This is a genomic window from Mycobacterium sp. E2699, assembly GCF_001666745.1.
Taxonomy (GTDB): Bacteria; Actinomycetota; Actinomycetes; order Mycobacteriales; family Mycobacteriaceae; genus Mycobacterium.
The window spans coordinates 50,129-67,821 of record NZ_LZJH01000080.1 but is presented as its reverse complement, the minus strand read 5'-3'; the positions used below and the strand labels follow the sequence as shown (position 1 = coordinate 67,821).

Here is a 17,693-nt window from a genome sequence, read left to right as displayed (position 1 = left end):
TCAGTCGTTAGCGCCGGCGAAGGCAGTCGGGGAACCGATGCCGCTGCGCAGGCTTCCGTCGAGGTAGGCGGCGCGGCATGCGCGGCGCCCGATCTTGCCGCTGGAGGTGCGTGGAATGGTGCCGGCCTGCACCAGCAACAGGTCGCGCACGGTGACGCCGTGCCGCACGGCGATCGCCGCCCGGATGTCGTCGGCGATGGGCTGGTAGTCCAGCTTGTGCGTGCCGGCGGCGCGCTCGGCGACGATCACCAGCTGCTCGGAGCTGTCCTCCGGGTCGTACTTGAGGCCGGCGTGCGGGTTGTCGAACACGACTTGGGGCAGCTGGTTGGCCGGGACCGAGAAGGCGGCGACGTAGCCGGTCCGCAGCGCCCGGCTGGCTTCCTGCGCCGAGTACTCGAGGTCCTGCGGGTAGTGGTTGCGGCCGTCGATGATGACCAGGTCCTTGATGCGGCCGACGATATAGAGGTGGCCGTCGTGGTAGGTGCCGTAGTCGCCGGTGCGCACCCACAGCCCGGCGTCGGGGGCTCCCTCGGCGTGTGACTCGCTGATGCGGGACTTCAGGATGTTGCGGAAGGTCTGGTTGGTCTCTTCCTCCTTGCCCCAGTAGCCGATGCCGAGGTTGTTGCCGTGCAGCCAGATCTCGCCGACCTGGCCGTCGGGCAGCTCGCTGGCCGTCTCGGGGTCGACGATGACGGCCCATTCGTCGACGCCGATGACGCCCGCGGACACCTGCGCGACGGCCTTGGGGGAGTCCTGGGGCACCTCGACGAAGCGCTGGTTGTTCATCTCGTCGCGGTCGACGTAGATGACGCGGGGGGCCTCGTCCATCGGCGTGGTGGAGACGAACAGCGTCGCCTCCGCCAGGCCGTAGGAAGGCTTGATCGCCGTCTCGCGCAGGCCGTAGGGCTTGAACGCCTCGTAGAACTTGCGCATCGACGCCGGCGACACCGGCTCGCTGCCGTTGAGGATGCCCTTGACGTTGCTCAGGTCCAGCGGCGGCTCGCCCTCCTTGGGCACGCCGCGCACCGCGGCGTGCTCGAAGGCGAAGTTCGGCGCGACGGTGAAGACCTCGCAGTCCGGGGCGTCGTCGGGCTTGCGGGCCATCTCCCGGATCCAGCGGCCGGGGCGGCGCACGAACGCGGCCGGGGTCATGAACGTGAAGTTGTGGCCCAGCACCGGCGACAGCAGCGCGGTGATCAGGCCCATGTCGTGGAAGAACGGCAGCCAGCTCAGACCGCGGTCGCCCTCCTTGCCCTCGAGCCCGTTGAGCACCTGCAGCACATTGGTGGGCAGGTTCAGGTGGGTGATCTCGACGCCCGTCGGGGTGCGGGTGGAGCCGGAGGTGTACTGCAGGTAGGCGATGGTGTTCTCGTCGGCCTCGGGCTCCTGCCAGGTGGAGGCGACCTCGTTGGGCACCGCGTCGACGGCGATGACCCGGGGGCGCTCCTTGGCCGCGCGGGCCCGGATGAACTTGCGGACACCCTCGGCGGCCTCGGTGGTGGTCAGGATCGTCGACGGGGTGCAGTCGTCGAGCACGGCGTGCAGGCGGCCGACGTGGCCCGGCTCGCTGGGGTCGAACAGCGGCACGGCGATCCTGCCGGAGTACAGCGCCCCGAAGAAGGCGATCAGGTAGTTGAGGTTCTGCGGGCACAGGATGGCGATGCGGTCGCCGGGCTGGGTGACCTGCTGCAGGCGGGCGCCGACGGCGCGGTTGCGGGCGCTGAACTCGGCCCACGAGATGTCGCGGTATTCACCGTCCCGCTCGGTGGAGAAGTCGACGAAGCGGTAGGCCAGCTTGTCGCCGCGCACCTTCGCCCACTTCTCAACGTGACGAACCAGGTTCGTGTTGTCCGGGAACCTGATTTTTCCATTCACGATGAACGGGTTGTGGTACGCCATGCCGCCCTCTCCTGTCACAACCTATGGCGGTCGGCTACGCCGACCACTCCGGTGCCGGCTGCGCCGACGGGTCCTCTATACACGAGCCGGCTTTGAACGGCCCGCGCCAGGGAGCGCCGGTCCGTGCCGCGGCCGCAACGAAGTTCTGATTGCTCTTAATTTTCTCTTAATGTTAAGGGGCGCCTCGCGGCAGACCAAATCACAAGGTACCGCCGATCACGTCACGCATCGGCCTACGTCGCGGCATGTCACCCGTGTCTGGGGTGCGGGGCGTTCTCGATCAGCCCGCGGGCCCAATTCAGCGTCCAGTCGGTCGCCGGCGCGCCGTCGAGGTTCCAGAACTGGGTCGTGGCGTACAGCGCGTGGACCGGTTGGCCGGCGCCCCCGGCGAGCGTGTTCAGGGTGTCGGGCAGCTTGGCCACGCTGAACGCCTCGTTCGGCGCGGCGCAGATGAGGTCACCGGGCGCGCAGATCTCGTTCGTCTTGCTGCTCAGCGCGCCGAAGCCGCCCGGGCGCGCGCCGGTCATGGTCAGCCCGAGCCCGGACAACACGGGCACCTCGTGCAGGGTGATCTCGGCGCCCTCGCCGGGCGGGTTGGGGCCGATGTCGTTGCCGACCCCGTCCTGGCGGCGCCCGTCGGCGATCAACGTCACACCGAGCACCAGGTCGTCGTCCACGGGTCCCCGGCCGTTGCCGATGTCGCTGGCGATGTCACCGACGATCACCGCGCCCTGCGAGAACCCCATCAGCACGTAGCTGGTCAGCGGGCACTTGGTGTTCATGTCGGTCATCGCCTGGACGGTCGCGCGGGTCCCCTCGGCCCGGCTTTCGTTGTAGGACATCTGTGTGTCGCCGCTCAGCGGATTGTGGAACTGCGCCGTGTAAGGCGTGGTGTACGTCTGCACCCGCGACGACGGGAACTGCTGGGAGATGTCCGCGGTCACCTTGTGCAGCAACGCATTCGGGAACTGGGACGGGTTGAGCGGATCGTCCTGCGGGGCGGATTCCCAGGTGCCCGGGACGTTGACCAGCTGCACGTCGGGGCACGACGCGTCCTGGGTGGCCGGGCGCGGCTTGTGCGGGTGGGTGGTGGTCGAGGGCGGCGGCAGGACGCCGGGCGGCACCGCGCTGGGCGGTGTCTTGGGGCCGCGCAGCAGCATCACCACGGCAACGATGACCAGCAACACGACGCCCGCGACCGCCAGGGCGGCGATCCAGGCGAGGGTTCGGTGGCGTTTACGCCGCGCGCTCGTGGTCATGTTCTCCTGCCGGCAGAGTCGGTCGATCGCAGCTCGGTCGCGGGCAAGCGGCCGTCCCGCCTCTGCTGCGCTCCCTACACGGTACCGGCGTTCGGCGCGGCGACTGACCTAGCGGATCGCCCCCACGATGTCGCCGGACATGGCTCCCAGCTGCCCCGACCACGAGCCCCAGCCGTTGTCGCCGCCGCCGGGGAAGTCGAAGTGGCCGTTGTGCCCGCCGACGCTGCGGTACTGCTGGTAGAACATCCGGCTGTTGCCCATCGCCTCGCCGGCCTGGCCGATCATCGCGGCGGGATCGCTGGCCGCGTCGGTGGTCGGGCTCCACACCCACACGCGGGTGTTGTTCTGCGCCAGCAGGGCGGCGTGCACCCACGGGTCGTGCCACTTCCACCGGCCCAGCTGCGGCGCCCCCCACATGCCGTTGCCGTCGACGCCGCCGAATTGCTGCAGGCCGGCCAGGATCGAGCCGTTGGTGGTGGTGTTCGACGGGTACAGGAAACCCGACAGCGAGCCGGCCATGCCGTAGCGGTCGGGGTGGAAGGCGGCCAGCGCCATCGCGGCGTAGCCGCCCTGGGAGGCGCCGACGGCGGCGTGGCCGCCGGGTGCCAGGCCCTTGTTGGCGGCCAGCCAGTTGGGCAGCTCGGTGGACAGGAAGGTGTCCCACTGCTTGCTGCCGTCGTTCTCCCAGTTGGTGTACATGCTGTAGGCGCCGCCCGCGGGCGCCGCGACCGAAATGCCCTTGCCGGCCAGCGTGTTCATCGCGTTGCCCGCGGTGACCCAGTTGCTGACGTCCGGCGCGGCGTCGAACGCGTCCAGCAGCACGACCATGTGCGGACCACCGGCCAGGAAGGCCACCGGGATGTCACGCCCCATGGCCGCCGACGGGACCATCAGGCTCTCATAGCCCGCCGCGCGGGCTTTCCCGATGGGGCCCGTCGTCCCCACGGCCAGGACCACACCCAACAGCAACGCTGACAGACCCCGCACGACCCTCATGTCCACCCTCCATCGTCTAGTCGCTGTGTGCAGATTAGCCAGCGCCGTCGTTCCCCCGAGCGCCGGGTAGTGAAACAGATCACACAGGCCGCGCAACAACGAGCGGCGGGAACCCCGGAAGGTGCCCGCCGCTCGTCGCGTTGCTGTTTGGTTTAGGTACCGGTACCGGTGCCGGTGCCCTGGTTCCCCGCCGCGGAGGCGGTGGCCGGGCCGGCGCCCGGCGTGGCGCCCAGCGTGGACTGCAGGTCAGGCTTCATGGCCTGCAGCTGCGCGCCCCAGTACGGCCAGTCGTGCGTGCCGTTGGCGTCGAAGTTGAACACCGCGTTGTGGCCGCCGGCCTGGTTGTAGGCGTCCTGGAACTTCAGGTTGGAAGTCCGCACGAAGCCCTCGAGGAACTTGGCGGGAAGGTTGTCGCCACCGAGGTCGGACGGCTTGCCGTTACCGCAGTAGATCCAGATGCGGGTGTTGTTGGCGACCAGCTTGCCGACCTGCAGCGACGGGTCGTTGCGCTGCCACGCCGGGTCGCTCGACGGCCCCCACATGTCGTCCTTCTTGTAGCCGCCCGCGTCGCCCATGGCCAGGCCGATCAGCGACGGCCCCATGCCCTGCGACGGGTCCAGCAGCGCCGACAGCGAGCCGGCGTAGATGAACTGGTTGGGGTGGTAGGCGGCCAGGATCAGCGCCGACGAGCCGGCCATCGACAGACCGACGGCGGCGCTGCCGGTCGGCTTGACCTGCTTGTTGGCCTGCAGGTAAGCCGGCAGCTCGCTGGTCAGGAAGGTCTCCCACTTGTAGGTGGTGCAGCCGGCCTTACCGCAGGCGGGCTTGTACCAGTCGGAGTAGAAGCTGGACTGACCGCCGACGGGCATGACCGTGGCGATGCCGGACTGGTTGTACCACTCGAACGCCGGGGTGTTGATGTCCCAGCCGTTGTAGTCGTCCTGCGCGCGCATGCCGTCGAGCAGGTAGAGCGCGGGCGCGTTGGCGCCACCGCCCTGGAACTGGACCTTGATGTCGCGGCCCATTGCGGCCGAGGGAACCTGCAGGTACTCCACCGGCAGACCCGGGCGCGAGAACGCCCCGGCGGTCGCCGAGCCCCCCACGGCGCCAATCAGACCCGAGAGCAGGGCCACGCCAACGGCCCCCACCACGAGCCGTCGTGGCATCCGAGCCACGGCGCCGCGCAACCTGTCGACAAGCGTCATCCTTGCTTCCTCATCCTTCTTTCGGCCTTTCGGCGCATTTCTCCGATTGGACGCATCCCCGAATTGGGTCCGACTGCATGCGCGTCCGGCGCAGCAGTGCTCGTGTAGTCAACCACACCATCGGGCATCCCCTCTCATCGAGCGGGTCGGGCAAACGGCGATTTCGGCTTCCTACTCAATGATTTTCGGGCCGAACATCGACATGGAGAATCGCGTTTCCGCATGTGCCTAGCCCTCAGTGCGCACTGGTGAGAGCGCAGATGTGAGATTGCTGGCAATGTCCGCGAAAGCTCCGGCGGGAGCCGATTTCGGTACTCCCGGAAAAAAATTTCGGTTTGGGCGCCTTATTCGTGCGGAGGCGGCGGGATCGGCTCCGGAACCGGCAGCCCGCACCTGGCGAGCTCGTAGAGCGGAACGCGATCAATGCGGTATGCGGTGAACGCGAACGAGTGCAGGACGTTGGAGACGAAGCGGTGCAAGCTCATTGGGGCTCGCACCGAGCTGAGCACCGCCTGGGTCTCCGGACATTTCAGCGCCGCCACCGCCTGGGCGACCCAGTTGACGTCCAGGTAGCCCGGAACGCCGGGATATATCTTCACCCACGGGCCGTCGGCGATCACCCAGTCCGGGAAGAGGTTCTTATCGTGCCCGATCCGGCCGTGCTTCAACCGTTCGGTGTGCTGGGCCAGCGGGTTTGCCAGGCCGATCTGGTCGATCACCCTGACGTCGAGTCCGACGTTCATGCCGACCATGCCGAGATTGGTGAAAAACACCGCGTGCTGCGCCTTCTGCGGCCCCTTGTCGTCGCCGGGCGCCGCCTGCGCCTGGGGCACCAGGTCCCACTGGGTGTAGTTGCCGGACGGTAGCAGCAACGCCCCGTCGGGGGTGTTGTCGAGGGCCGTCAGGACGGCAGCCATCCGCGGGTAGTCCAGGTAGTCCGCGGCCGTCAGCGGATGCGCGTGCCCGGTGGCCTGCGCGTAGAACCGGCGCTCGTCGACGATTCCCGAGTAGGTGACGTGGGTGGCGTCGTCGCCCATCCCCGGCGAGTTTGCTGCCCACAGTGACCAGCCGGCGATTCCGAGCCACAGCGCCGCGAGCGCACCGGCCACCCAATTGCCCGTCTCCCGCGAATAATCCGCGCCGTCGGGAATCGCCACCGGAATGACGGCCACCGGTGCCAGCAAACAAAATAGGGGCGCCAGCAGCACCCGCGCGTGCATGAAATCGCCGCCCTGGCGAATCCAGTAAAAGCCCTGCAGCAGGCCGCTGACGACGACGAAGGCGACCACCGCCGGCGGGCTCTGCACCGCCCGCGCCACGCGCCCGTAGTCGGGCGCGAGCACCGGGCGCAGGAACGACGGGCGGCGACGCGCAACCACCAGAAGCGCGCCGAGCGCCACCAGCAGCACCACCGGCACCCACACCGCGTATGGCGCGTTGAAGTTCGCGAGGTAGATCATCCCCTGCGACCACTTGTCGCCGGCCGCGTCCTTCGCCAGGGCCGTCCCCGGCACCAACAGGCCGTAGTAGCCCATCCGGAAGATTTCGTAGGTCACCGGCAGGAATCCGCCGGCCACCACGACCAGCACCCGCCGTCGCCAGGTGCGCGCCGCGATCAGCATCATGATCAGCGCCAGCCCGCCCATCAACGCCAGATCGGGCCGGACCAGAACGCTGAACCCGGCGACGAAGGCCAGCGCCCCGAGGAAAACCGGGCCGTCCGGGCGCCCGCGCACGGGCTGCGCCCAGCACACCATCATCCACCACAGCAGCCCGAGGTAGGCCAGCGTCAGGCCGCTCTCCAACCCGGAGGTGGCAAAGTCACGCGCCGGCGGCAACGCGATGTATACCAGCGCCCCGGCCGGCAGCATGATCGCCCTGCGGCCCCGCAGGCTGGGCGCGTACAGCCGGCCTGCGCCCAGCATCAACAGCGCCACGCCCAGCACCGAAAGGGTCAGGGCCAGCGCCAACGCCACGTATTCCATGCGCATCGGCCCGCCGACCCAGCTGCCCGCGTACATCAGGTAGGTCCAGGCCGTGGAGGTGTTCGCCTCGACCCGCTCGCCCTGGTTGAACACCGGCCCGTTGCCTGCCAGCAAATTGCGCACGGTGCGCAGCACGATGAGCCCGTCGTCGGCGATCCAGCGGCGCTGCCAGGCGCCCCACGCGAACAGGGCGGCGACCACGGCCACGCTGATCCACAGGCTGACCCGCACCATGGTGACGTAGGGGAACGGGAACCACTGCAACGGCCGCCCGGCCCGCCTGAGCACCGGCCGGCTAGCCGAAGGCAACGGCGGCCCCAACTGTCGCGATCCAGGCCAGCGCCAACAGCTGCAGCACCCGGTCACGCAGCGCAATGTCCTCGGGCTCACCGGCCAGCCCGCCGTCGACGTCGACCGCATAGCGCAGGATCGCGATGGTGAAGGGGACCATCGACACCACGAACCAGCCCGCCTCGCCGTGTTCGCGCTCGAACGCCCACAGCCCGTAGCACAGCACCACCGCGGTGGCCGACATCGTCCAGACGAACCGCAGATAGGTGCTGGTGTAGCTCTCCAGCGCCTTGCGGATCGCCGCGCCGGTGCGCTCGGCCAGCTGCAGCTCGGCGTAGCGCTTGCCGGCGACCATGAACAGCGACGCGAAGGCGGCCATCAGCAAAAACCACTGCGACAGCCGGGTATCGGTGGCCGCACCCCCGGCGATGGCCCGCAGCAGATACGCCGACGACACGATGCAGATGTCCATCACCGCCTGGTGCTTGAGGCCGAAGCAATACCCCAGCTGCATGGCGATGTAGACCGCCATCACCAGCGCCAGGTTCGGCGTCAGCCACCAGGCCAGGCCCAGTGACACCACCCCGAGCAGGACGGCCAGGGTGTAGGCCAGCCATTCGGGCACCACACCTGCGGCGATCGGGCGGAAGCGTTTGGTCGGGTGTTCGCGGTCGGCCTCGACGTCGCGGACGTCGTTGACCAGGTACACCGCGGAGGCGGCCAGGCTGAACACGACGAAGGCGACCGCCACCTGCATGCCCAGTTGGCCGTACTCGTAGCGGTGACCGCGACCGGCCGCGCTCAGCGGCGCGGCCAGGACCAGCACGTTCTTCACCCATTGCCGTGGGCGGATCGCCTTGATCACCCCGACGATCAGGTTCGACGGGGGTCCGATCACCACGTCCTCGCTCATTCGGCACACACCTCTCGCGCTCGGCCGGCGATCCCCGCCACGGCTGCGCCGAGGGCGATGCCGCAGGCCACGTCGCTCGGGTAGTGCACCCCCAGCAGAACCCGCGACAGCGCCATCGGCGGGACCAGGACCGCGGCAACCAGTCCCCCCGGCAGCCCGGTTGCCCGGCCCATCAGGATGGCCGCGGCCGTGGTTGAGGTGGCGTGCGCGGACGGAAAGCTCAACCGGCTGGGCGTGCCGACGTTGACGGCGACGGACGGGTGGTGCGGCCGTTGGCGCCGCACCAGCCGCTTGATCAACACGGCGGCGGCGTGCGCGGCGAACGCGCCGGCCCCGACCACCAGCCAATCGCGGCGGCGGCTCGGCATCAGCAGCGCACCGAGCAACGCCACGGCCAGCCAGCCGATGCTGTGCTCCCCGAAATGGGACAGTCCCCGCGCGACGGCCAGGACGCCGGGGCGGTCCGCCAGCGCCGACTGAACGGCCACCAGCGCGGCGACTTCGCCGCGCGGAGCGGCCGATTCAGCCATGTCGCGACTCTGCGGCCGGCAACAACGCCGTCTCCCATTTCTGCTTGCTGGACAGCACGGGCAGCGCCCCCCGGTACACCCGGCGCATCTCGTCGAACCGGCTCAGCAGGAGGCGCTGGCGCCGCAGCGACTTGAGCAGCAGCGAGATCATCTTGGCGCGGTCACGCTGCCGGTAGACCACCCCGCAGCCATCGGCGGTCGTCACGGTCACGCCGTCGACGGTGCACAGCCGGAACCAGCGCGCGTCCTGCGTCGCCACGTTGTACTCCGGCCGCCGGTGGGCCGCCGGATCGGCCTTGGTCATGTTGTGCAATATCCCGCGCGACAGGCGGTAACCGATGGAAACGGGGTTCACCGGCGGCTTCATCGCCTTGCTGCGGTGCACCGGCTGCGGCAGTTCGCTGGCCGCCGGCAGCACGACCGCATCCGGGTACTCCTTGCGCATCCGGTGCACTTCCGGCAGCGCGCTCTCAAGGATGGAAAAGATGTGCTCGGGGCCGGCCAGGAAGTCGTCGATCGCCTTGTTCTGGATCGCCACCGTCGAATACTCAAGGCAGGCAAGGTGTTTCAGCGTCGCCTTGAGGTGGCTGCGGACCAACCCGGTCACGTCACCGTCCCAGTGCATCGCGGCGACCACCAGCCGGTTGCGCAGATGGAAGTAGGCCTGCCAGTCGATGGCGTCGTCCTTGTCGCTCCAGGCCATGTGCCAGATCGCCGCGCCGGGCAGGGTGACGGTCGGGTACCCGCGCTCGGCGGCCCGCAGCCCGTAGTCGGCGTCGTCCCATTTGATGAACAGCGGCAGCGGCTGCCCCAGTTCCTCGGCGACCTGCCGCGGGATCATGCACGTCCACCAGCCGTTGTAGTCGACGTCGATGCGGCGGTGCAGCAGCTTGCTGCGATCGTTGTTGTCGTTCAACGGATATTCGGCGAAGTCGTGGTCGTACTCGGCGTGCGGCGCGGAGGTCCACATGAAGTTCGTCCGGTCCACGATCTCGCCCATGATGTGCAGGTGTGACGGCTCCTGCAGGTTCAGCATCTGGCCGCCGACGAGCATGGGGCTCTTGGCGAAGCGGTGCATCGCCAACACCCGCAGGATCGAGTCCGGCTCGATGCGGATGTCGTCGTCCATGAACAGGATCTGTTGGCAATCGGTGTTTTTCAGCGCCTCGTACATCACCCGGCTGTAGCCGCCGGAACCGCCGAGGTTGGGCTGGTCGTGGATGGACAGCCGATTGCCCAGCCGCGCCGCCGCGGCGGGGAAGTCGGGGTGATCGCGCACCTTGCGGACGCCCTGGTCGGGCACGATCACCGCCCCGATCACCTCGTCCACCAATGGATCCGAGGTGAGCGTGCTCAGCGCGTTGGCGCAGTCGGCCGGGCGGTTGAAAGTGGGAATCCCGACGGCGATGTTGGCCGTGCCCGGGGCGGGTTCGGTCGCATACCAGCCCCCGTTGAGCAGGGTGACCTTGGTGTCGGTGGTGATGTCGAACCAGATCCAGCCGCCATCCTCGAACGGCTTCAGCGCCACCTCGATCTCGACGACGGCGGGTTCGTCCTCGGCGCCGGCGAACTGGCGGCCCTCGACGAAGATGCGCGCCCCGGTGGCCTTGGTCCGGTAGACGTCGACGCGGCCGGCGCCCGTCACCTCGACGCGCAGCACCACCGACTGGCAGATGCTCCAGCGGCGCCAGTAGCTGGCGGGGAACGCGTTGAAGTACGTGGCGAACGACACCTCGGACTCCGCGCCGATCTGCAGCGAGGTCCGCGATGTCGCGTGCGCACGCCGGGCGTTGGTCGTCGACTCCTCGAGGTAGAGCTTGCGCACGTCCAGGGGCTCACCCGGCCGCGGCAGGATGATCCTGGAAAGCAGGCTTACAGCAGTCATCCCCCCGCGCCTTCCTCCACTAGAACTTTGCCTTCGCGCAAATGCGGCGCCAGGCTGTTGTCGTACATGTTCAGTGCGCTGGCGATGGCCATGTGCATGTCCAGATACTGGTAGGTGCCCAGGCGGCCGCCGAACAGCACCTTCGACGACGCGGTCTCGGCCTTCGCCCTGGCCCGGTAGGCGGCCAGCACCGCGCGGTCGGCCTCGGTGTTGATCGGGTAGTAGGGCTCGTCGTCCTCGTCGGCGAACCGCGAGTACTCGCGCATGATCACCGTCTTGTCGGTCGGGTAGTCGCGCTCGGGGTGGAAGTGGCGGAACTCGTGGATGCGTGTGTAGGGCGGATCGGGGTCGTTGTAGTTCATCACCGGGGTGCCCTGAAAATCACCGATCGGCAGCACGTCGACCTCGAAATCCAGTGTGCGCCAGCCGAGCCGGCCTTCGGCGTAGTCGAAGTAGCGGTCCAGCGGGCCGGTGTATACGACGGGCGCGTCCGGGCTTTCGGCCCGCAACTGGTCGCGGACGTCGAACCAGTCGGTGCCCAGCCGGACCTCGATGCGGTCGTCGGCGGCCATGTTCTGCAGCCACGCGGTGTAGCCGTGCACCGGCAGGCCCTCGTAGGTGTCGGAAAAGTATCGGTTGTCGAAGGTGTAGCGCACCGGCAGCCGGGTGATGTTGGACGCGGGCAGTTCCTTGGGGTCGGTCTGCCACTGCTTGGCGGTGTAGTTCTTGAGGAACGCCTCGTAGAGCGGCCGGCCGACCAGTGAGATCGCCTTTTCCTCGAAGTTCTGCGCGTCCTCGGTCTTGATCTCGGCGGCCTGCTCGGCGATCAGCCGGCGCGCTTCGTCGGGGGTGAAGTATCTGCCGAAGAACTGCGACACCAGGCCCAGGCCCATCGGGAACTGGTAGGCCTGCCCGTCGTGCATGGCGAACACCCGGTGCCGGTAGTCGGTGAAGTCGGTGAACTGCCGCACGTAGTCCCAGACCCGCTTGTTGGAGGTGTGGAACAAGTGGGCGCCGTATTTGTGGACCTCGATGCCCGTCTGCGGCTCGGCCTCCGAATAGGCGTTGCCGCCGATGTGCGGGCGGCGTTCCACGACGAGCACGCGCTTCCCGAGTTGGGTAGCCACGCGCTCGGCAATGGTCAGGCCGAAGAATCCAGAGCCGACGACAAAAAGATCGAAGCGAGCGGTCATCGGTTGCTTAGGGTATCCGACGGCGTCGGCCTAACCCATTTGGCGAGGCCAGGAAGTCCGGGTTAAGGCAAATGACAACGGCTTTGGGACGACCCGAATCCCTGGTCACAGTCGGAGTCGCAATTACCTCACGATTCAATATCAGCACTCTAGTCACAGCAATCCCACTCGTACCATCGACTCTGTGTGCTTCATGCCGGATAGGACAGGCCGGGCACGCCGACACAACGCAGTTGCAATAGTTGTCCAGATTTGAGGAGACTTCCGTGCCGAACCGACGCCGACGCAAGCTTTCGACAGCCATGAGCGCGGTCGCCGCCGTGGCAGTGGCGAGTCCTTGCGCATACTTCCTTGTCTACGAATCGACCGCCGACAGCAAGCCGGCCGAGCACCACGAGTTCAAGAAGGCCGCGGTGATGTCCGACCTGCCCGGCGAACTGATGGGTGCGCTGTCGCAGGGCCTGTCGCAGTTCGGGATCAACCTGCCGCCCGTGCCCGCCCTGGGCGGGACCGGGGCCACCGGGGCCGCCACCCCGAGCCTGGCCACTCCGGGCCTGGGCACCTCGGGTCTCACCAGCCCGGGTCTCACGAGCCCGGGTCTCACCAGCCCCGGTCTCACCAGCCCGGGGTTGACCAGCCCGGCGCTGACCAGCCCGGGCCTGACGAGCCCGGCCCTGTCGAACCCGGGACTGCCGCCCACGACGCCCGGGGTCACCACGCCCGGTGCGGTGCCCACGACGCCGGCCGCCGGACTCAACCCGGCGCTGTCGAACCCGGGGCTGACCAGCCCGGCCGGCGTCGCGCCCGGCATCGGCAGTCCTACCCTGTCGCCCAGTGAGGTGCCGATCGACTCGACGACCGGATTGGACCCGGGCGCCGGCGGCACCTACCCGATCCTCGGCGACCCGTCGACGCTGGGCGGTGCCTCGCCGATCGCGTCGGGCGGCGGCGGCACCGGGGGCAGCTCGGGTGGTGGCGGACTGGTCAACGACATCATGCAAGCCGCCAACCAGTTGGGCGCCAGCCAGGCGATCGACCTGCTCAAGGGCCTGGTGATGCCGGCCATCATGCAGGGCGTCCAGCAGGGTGCCGCGGGTGGTGCGCCGGGTGCCGCGTTGCCGGCCGCCGCCGGTGCGCTGCCGGGTGCGGCCAAGGCCCTGCCTGGTGCCGCCGCCGGTGCCCTGCCGGCCGGCGCGGGCGCGCTGCCGGGTGCCGCCGGTGCCCTGCCGGGTGCCGCAGGTGCCGCGCCGGGCGCAACCGGCGCCCTGACCGGTGCCGCCGCACCGGTGTTGCCCCACTAGGACCGGGAGAAACCTGTCCCCTGACGGCACCGCAGAGCCCCCAATCACACCTCTGCGGTGCCGTCGAACAGGTTTTCGTGGACTTTTCGGCGGCGGGCATCGTGTCGCCTCATAATTAACACCAGAAACACAAGTAACATCAGCTGGTGTCGTCCCGCAGTCGCGCGCCCACGACGTTGCTCACCGCCATCGCGGCGACGGTCGTCATCGTCTCGTGGGTGGGCGAAGCGACACACGACCGCGGCGCGCCGCAGCCGCCGCGGGTACAGGACACCCAGCTGGCCGAGCAGCCGCTGATCGGGCTCGCGGGCGGCGTCACGGTTCGCGAACTCACGCAGGCCACGCCGTTTTCGATGGTCGCGCTCACCGGCGACCTCGCCGGCACGTCGACCCGCGTCCGCGCGAAACGCCCCGACGGAAGCTGGGGGCCCTGGTACCAGACCGAGTATGAGACCTCGGCACCCGACGCCGGCCCGGCCGGCGACGACGAGTCGGCCGGGCCGTCGGAGGGGCCGCGCAGCACCGACCCGGTGTTCGTCGGCGCGACCACGACGGTGCAGGTAGCCGTCACCCGCCCGATGGACGCGCCGCCGACGGGCTCGAACCCCCCGGCGGCCCACGACGGGTTGGGATACAAGCCGGTGAGCAGGGAACAGCCCTACGGGCAGAACATCTCCGCGATCCTCATCTCCCCGCCGCAAACGCCGGCCAGGACGCACTGGACGCCGCCGAGCGGGGTGATGATGCCCGGGCAACCGCCCCCCATCATCAGCCGGGCCGAGTGGGGCGCCGACGAGTCGCTGCGCTGTGGTAGTCCGCAGTACGACAACGGGATTCGCGCCGCGGTGGTCCACCACACCGCCGGCAGCAACGACTACTCGCCGCTGGAATCGGCCGGGATCGTCAAGGCGATCTACACCTATCACGCCAAGACCCTGGGGTGGTGCGACATCGCCTACAACGCGCTGGTCGACAAGTACGGCCAGGTGTTCGAGGGCAGCGCCGGGGGGCTCACCAAGGCCGTGGAGGCCTTCCACACCGGCGGATTCAACCGCAACACGTGGGGCGTGGCGATGATCGGCAACTTCGACGACGTGCCGCCCACGCCGATCCAGCTGCGAACCCTGGGCAGGCTGCTCGGCTGGCGGCTGGGCATGGACGGCGTCGACCCCAAGGGCACGGTGGCGCTGGAGTCGGCCGGCAGCCACTACACCACCTTCGCGGCCGGAACCATCGCCAACCTGCCCACCATCTTCACGCACCGCGACGTCGGCAACACCGACTGCCCGGGCAACGCCGCCTACGCCTTGATGGACGAAATCCGGGACATCGCATCGCATTTCAATGATCCGCCCGAAGAGCTGATCAATGCGCTCAAGGGCGGGGCAATTTACGATCACTGGCTGGCGATGGGCGGGATGAACAGCCCCCTGGGCGCGCCCACGTCTCCGGAAGACAGCGCCGAGGGCGGCGCCCGTTTCGTCACCTTCGCCAAGGGCGCGATGTACTGGTCGCCCGAGATCGGCCCGCAACCGGTGACCGGTGCGATCTACGACGCCTGGGCGTCGCTGAGCTACGAGAGGGGCCCGCTCGGATTGCCGACGAGCGCGGAAATACAAGAGCCGCTGCAGATTACGCAGAACTTCCAACACGGAACCCTGAACTACGACCGGCTCACCGGTAACGTCACCTCGGTCATCGACGGCATCACGACGCCGCTGTCGACACAATCGCCGAGCGGCCCCGAGGTGCCCCCCGAACACTTCTCGCTGCCGAGTCACCCCACCGCCACCTGACGGGTTTCCGGGCGTTTCGCGCTCGGTGTGTCCGCCGTCACAGTAGGCTCGACCTGCCTGGGGTTGGGATCGAGGGGAGGCGGTCGTGTCATTTGTGATCACAGAACCGGAGCTGGTGACGGCCGCGGCCGAACAGCTGGCGGGTATCGGCTCGAATCTGGGCGACGCGACAGCGGCGGCCGCGGGTCCCACGACCGGTGTGGCCGCGGCGGCGTCCGACGAGGTGTCGATCGCGATCTCCGAGGTGTTCGGCAGGGTCGGCCGGGAGTTCCAAGCTCTGGGCGCGCAAGCCGCGTCGTTTGAGTACGAATTCGTCGCGCTCTTGAACGGTGGCGCGACGGCGTACCTCGGCACCGAGATCGCCAACGCCGAGCAGAGCCTGCTGTCGACCGGATTTCCGGCCGCGTCCGGCCTGGCCGCCGCGTCCCCGGGGGGCGCGTACGGGCAACTGATCGCCACCACGTCGGCAAACCTGCAAACCCTCTTCAACGCCTGGTCCGCGGACCCGTTCCCGTTGCTGCGCCAGGTGCTGGTCAACCAGCTGGGTTACTGGCAGCAGGTCGCGACGTCGCTTACCAACACCATCGAAAACTTCCCCACGTTCCTGGCGGGCCTGCCGGCGGCCATCCGATCCGGCATCCAGCAACTCCTGACATTCCCCGCCGCGTACTACGTGCAGCAGTTCATCACCACACAGATCGGCTTCGCCCAGCAGTTCGCCACCAACCTCTACGCCGCGGCAACCGGCATCGTGGCCGGCCTGCCCGCGTTCGGCGCTCAGCTGCAGGTGGCCCTGCAGGCCGTCCTGGCGGGCAATTATTACGGCGCGGTGCAGGACGTCGCGCAGGCCTTCGCCAATCTCGTTGTCACGGGGGCCAATCCGGGCACTCCGGTGGTCACCATCACGGGTGGCCTACTCAACCCCACCTTGAATGCCACGGTCACCCCGACACTGCTCGGCCCGCTGGGAAATCTCTTCGCCCTCGCGAACATCCCCGGGCAGGAGGCGCAGTACTTCACCAACCTGATGCCGCCGTCGATCCTTCGACAGATGTCGCAGAACTTCACCAATGTGCTGAATGTGCTTACGATTCCGAGCATTTCGGCGACCGCCACTGTCCCGATCCTCAATCCCACGACCGGATCGCTCAGCGCCTTCTTCGGCTTGCCATTGGTGGTCACCTACGCCGTGGCGGGCGCGCCGCTGGCGACGCTGGGCGGGATGGCGAACGCGGCGACGGCGGTTCAACAGGCGCTGTTGGCCGGCAACGGCGTCGGAGCGCTTGGTGCACTGATCAACAGCCCGGCCGTCGTGGCCAACGGGTTGCTCAACGGCGAAACCATCGTGGATATGACGATCCCGGTGCCCGTCAACGTCACCATTCCGGTCATCGGCCCCGTCAGCACCACCGTGCCGATCACGTTGCACCTGCCCTTCGACGGCATTCTCGTTCCGCCCCACCCGGTGACCGCGACGATAGATCTGAGCGGCATCGTCCCGAATACGCAAATCCCCGTGACCATCTTCGGCACGCCGTTCATGGGACTGGCGCCCTTGATGCTCAACTACCTGCCGCAGCAGCTGGCGGCGCACATCGCACCCGCGGGTTAGCTAAAGCCACCAGCGTTCCAGCACCCGGCCCACCCCGTCGTCGGTGTTGGGCGCGGTGACTTCGTCGGCGGCGGCCACGACGTCGGGATGCGCATTGCCCATCGCCACGCCGTGGCCGGCCCACCGCAGCATCGGGATGTCGTTGGGCATGTCGCCGAACGCCACCACCTCGTCGCTGGTGATCCCCTGGGGTTTGGCGATCTCCTCCACCCCGCTGGCCTTGCTGATCCCCAGCGGCACGATCTCGACCAAACCGTTATTGGTGGAGTAGGTGATATCGCCTTCGATGCCAACGTGTTTCGCCAGTGCCGCCGCCATGTCCGCGCTGCGGGCGCCGGTCTTGCGGATCAGCAGCTTGATCGCAGGCGCACTCAGCAGGTCTTCGATCGACACCTCGGTGTTGTCCGGATTGAGCCAGGCATGCTCGTAGCCCGGCGAGCTGATGAATTGCGGCGTGGCCGTGTCATGGGCACGTTCGCCGATCCGCTCGACGGCCAGACCCGCGCCGGGGATGACGCGCGTCGCGAGCTCGGCCAATTCGGCCAGGGTGTCGACGGCCAGCGTTTGCGACGACACCACACGATCGTTCGCGGGGTCGTAGAGGACGGCGCCGTTGGCGCACACCGCGATCGGCGCGAAGCCGAGCGCCTCGACGACGGGACGGATCCAGCGCGGCGGGCGGCCGGTCGCGACGACGAATTGCGCGCCGGCGCCGACGGCCGCGCGCACGGCGTCGCGCGTGCGCGGGCTGATGGTCTCGTTTTCGTCGAACAGGGTGCCGTCGACGTCGCAGGCGATCAGCGCCGGCAAGGTCATGGAGGCGATCCG

At 68.5% G+C, this 17,693-nt stretch carries 13 protein-coding genes; 3 read left to right on the top strand and 10 right to left on the bottom strand.

Translation table 11 applies throughout. The features are described from left to right. The 9 genes from fadD32 to glf form a co-directional block, all read right to left on the bottom strand. Complete coding sequence (gene fadD32, locus A5696_RS13910; protein ID WP_067879541.1) at window positions 1-1,899, bottom strand: long-chain-fatty-acid--AMP ligase FadD32; 1,899 nt, start codon at window positions 1,897-1,899, stop codon at window positions 1-3. 248 nt (window positions 1,900-2,147) lie between these two features. Beyond that, window positions 2,148-3,158, bottom strand: a complete 1,011-nt coding sequence (locus A5696_RS13905; RefSeq protein WP_067879536.1) for a cutinase family protein — start codon at window positions 3,156-3,158, stop codon at window positions 2,148-2,150. Between the two features lie 108 nt (window positions 3,159-3,266). Then, window positions 3,267-4,145, bottom strand: coding sequence for an alpha/beta hydrolase-fold protein (locus A5696_RS13900; protein ID WP_156738384.1), 879 nt, complete (start codon window positions 4,143-4,145; stop codon window positions 3,267-3,269). Window positions 4,146-4,306: 161 nt separating this feature from the next. Then, window positions 4,307-5,359: an esterase family protein gene (locus A5696_RS13895; protein WP_067879530.1), complete on the bottom strand. Its 1,053-nt coding sequence runs from the start codon at window positions 5,357-5,359 to the stop codon at window positions 4,307-4,309. 344 nt (window positions 5,360-5,703) lie between these two features. After that, window positions 5,704-7,665 (bottom strand): terminal beta-(1->2)-arabinofuranosyltransferase, encoded by a 1,962-nt coding sequence (gene aftB, locus A5696_RS13890; protein WP_067879527.1) that lies wholly within the window; start codon window positions 7,663-7,665, stop codon window positions 5,704-5,706. After that, the gene (locus tag A5696_RS13885) at window positions 7,640-8,548 is read right to left on the bottom strand and encodes a decaprenyl-phosphate phosphoribosyltransferase (RefSeq protein WP_067879523.1); all 909 of its coding nucleotides are present in this window, start codon (window positions 8,546-8,548) and stop codon (window positions 7,640-7,642) included. The genes aftB and A5696_RS13885 overlap by 26 nt, the downstream gene beginning before the upstream one ends. After that, window positions 8,545-9,078, bottom strand: coding sequence for a phosphatase PAP2 family protein (locus A5696_RS13880; RefSeq protein ID WP_067879520.1), 534 nt, complete (start codon window positions 9,076-9,078; stop codon window positions 8,545-8,547). The genes A5696_RS13885 and A5696_RS13880 overlap by 4 nt, the downstream gene beginning before the upstream one ends. Beyond that, window positions 9,071-10,963, bottom strand: coding sequence for a glycosyltransferase (locus tag A5696_RS13875; RefSeq protein ID WP_067879517.1), 1,893 nt, complete (start codon window positions 10,961-10,963; stop codon window positions 9,071-9,073). Before A5696_RS13875 ends, A5696_RS13880 begins: the two co-directional genes overlap by 8 nt. Further along, on the bottom strand, window positions 10,960-12,156 hold the full coding sequence (gene glf / locus A5696_RS13870; RefSeq protein WP_067879513.1) for a UDP-galactopyranose mutase: 1,197 nt from the start codon (window positions 12,154-12,156) through the stop codon (window positions 10,960-10,962). The genes A5696_RS13875 and glf overlap by 4 nt, the downstream gene beginning before the upstream one ends. 266 nt (window positions 12,157-12,422) lie before the next feature. Between glf and A5696_RS13865 the strand changes: the two genes are divergently transcribed. The 3 genes from A5696_RS13865 to A5696_RS13855 all read left to right on the top strand — a co-directional run bounded on the left by A5696_RS13865 (window position 12,423) and on the right by A5696_RS13855 (window position 16,865). Further along, entirely contained in the window at window positions 12,423-13,457 is a 1,035-nt protein-coding gene (locus A5696_RS13865; protein ID WP_197516976.1) for a PirG, read from the top strand. A 146-nt stretch (window positions 13,458-13,603) separates the two neighbouring features. Next, complete coding sequence (locus tag A5696_RS13860) at window positions 13,604-15,253, top strand: LGFP repeat-containing protein (protein WP_197516975.1); 1,650 nt, start codon at window positions 13,604-13,606, stop codon at window positions 15,251-15,253. 85 nt (window positions 15,254-15,338) lie between these two features. Beyond that, on the top strand, window positions 15,339-16,865 hold the full coding sequence (locus tag A5696_RS13855; protein WP_067879503.1) for a PE family protein: 1,527 nt from the start codon (window positions 15,339-15,341) through the stop codon (window positions 16,863-16,865). On the opposite strand, the gene A5696_RS13850 is transcribed toward A5696_RS13855, so the two are convergent. Beyond that, complete coding sequence (locus tag A5696_RS13850) at window positions 16,866-17,681, bottom strand: Cof-type HAD-IIB family hydrolase (RefSeq protein WP_067879501.1); 816 nt, start codon at window positions 17,679-17,681, stop codon at window positions 16,866-16,868. Between the last annotated feature and the right edge of the window lie 12 nt (window positions 17,682-17,693).

Coding starts and splice junctions, on each gene's coding strand:
- A5696_RS13850 (WP_067879501.1), bottom strand. CDS start 17,681: ATGACCTTGCCGGCGCTGATCGCCTGCGACGTCGACGGCACCCTGTTC.
- A5696_RS13875 (WP_067879517.1), bottom strand. CDS start 10,963: ATGACTGCTGTAAGCCTGCTTTCCAGGATCATCCTGCCGCGGCCGGGT.
- glf (WP_067879513.1), bottom strand. CDS start 12,156: ATGACCGCTCGCTTCGATCTTTTTGTCGTCGGCTCTGGATTCTTCGGC.
- A5696_RS13905 (WP_067879536.1), bottom strand. CDS start 3,158: ATGACCACGAGCGCGCGGCGTAAACGCCACCGAACCCTCGCCTGGATC.
- A5696_RS13880 (WP_067879520.1), bottom strand. CDS start 9,078: ATGGCTGAATCGGCCGCTCCGCGCGGCGAAGTCGCCGCGCTGGTGGCC.
- A5696_RS13895 (WP_067879530.1), bottom strand. CDS start 5,359: ATGACGCTTGTCGACAGGTTGCGCGGCGCCGTGGCTCGGATGCCACGA.
- fadD32 (WP_067879541.1), bottom strand. CDS start 1,899: ATGGCGTACCACAACCCGTTCATCGTGAATGGAAAAATCAGGTTCCCG.
- A5696_RS13885 (WP_067879523.1), bottom strand. CDS start 8,548: ATGAGCGAGGACGTGGTGATCGGACCCCCGTCGAACCTGATCGTCGGG.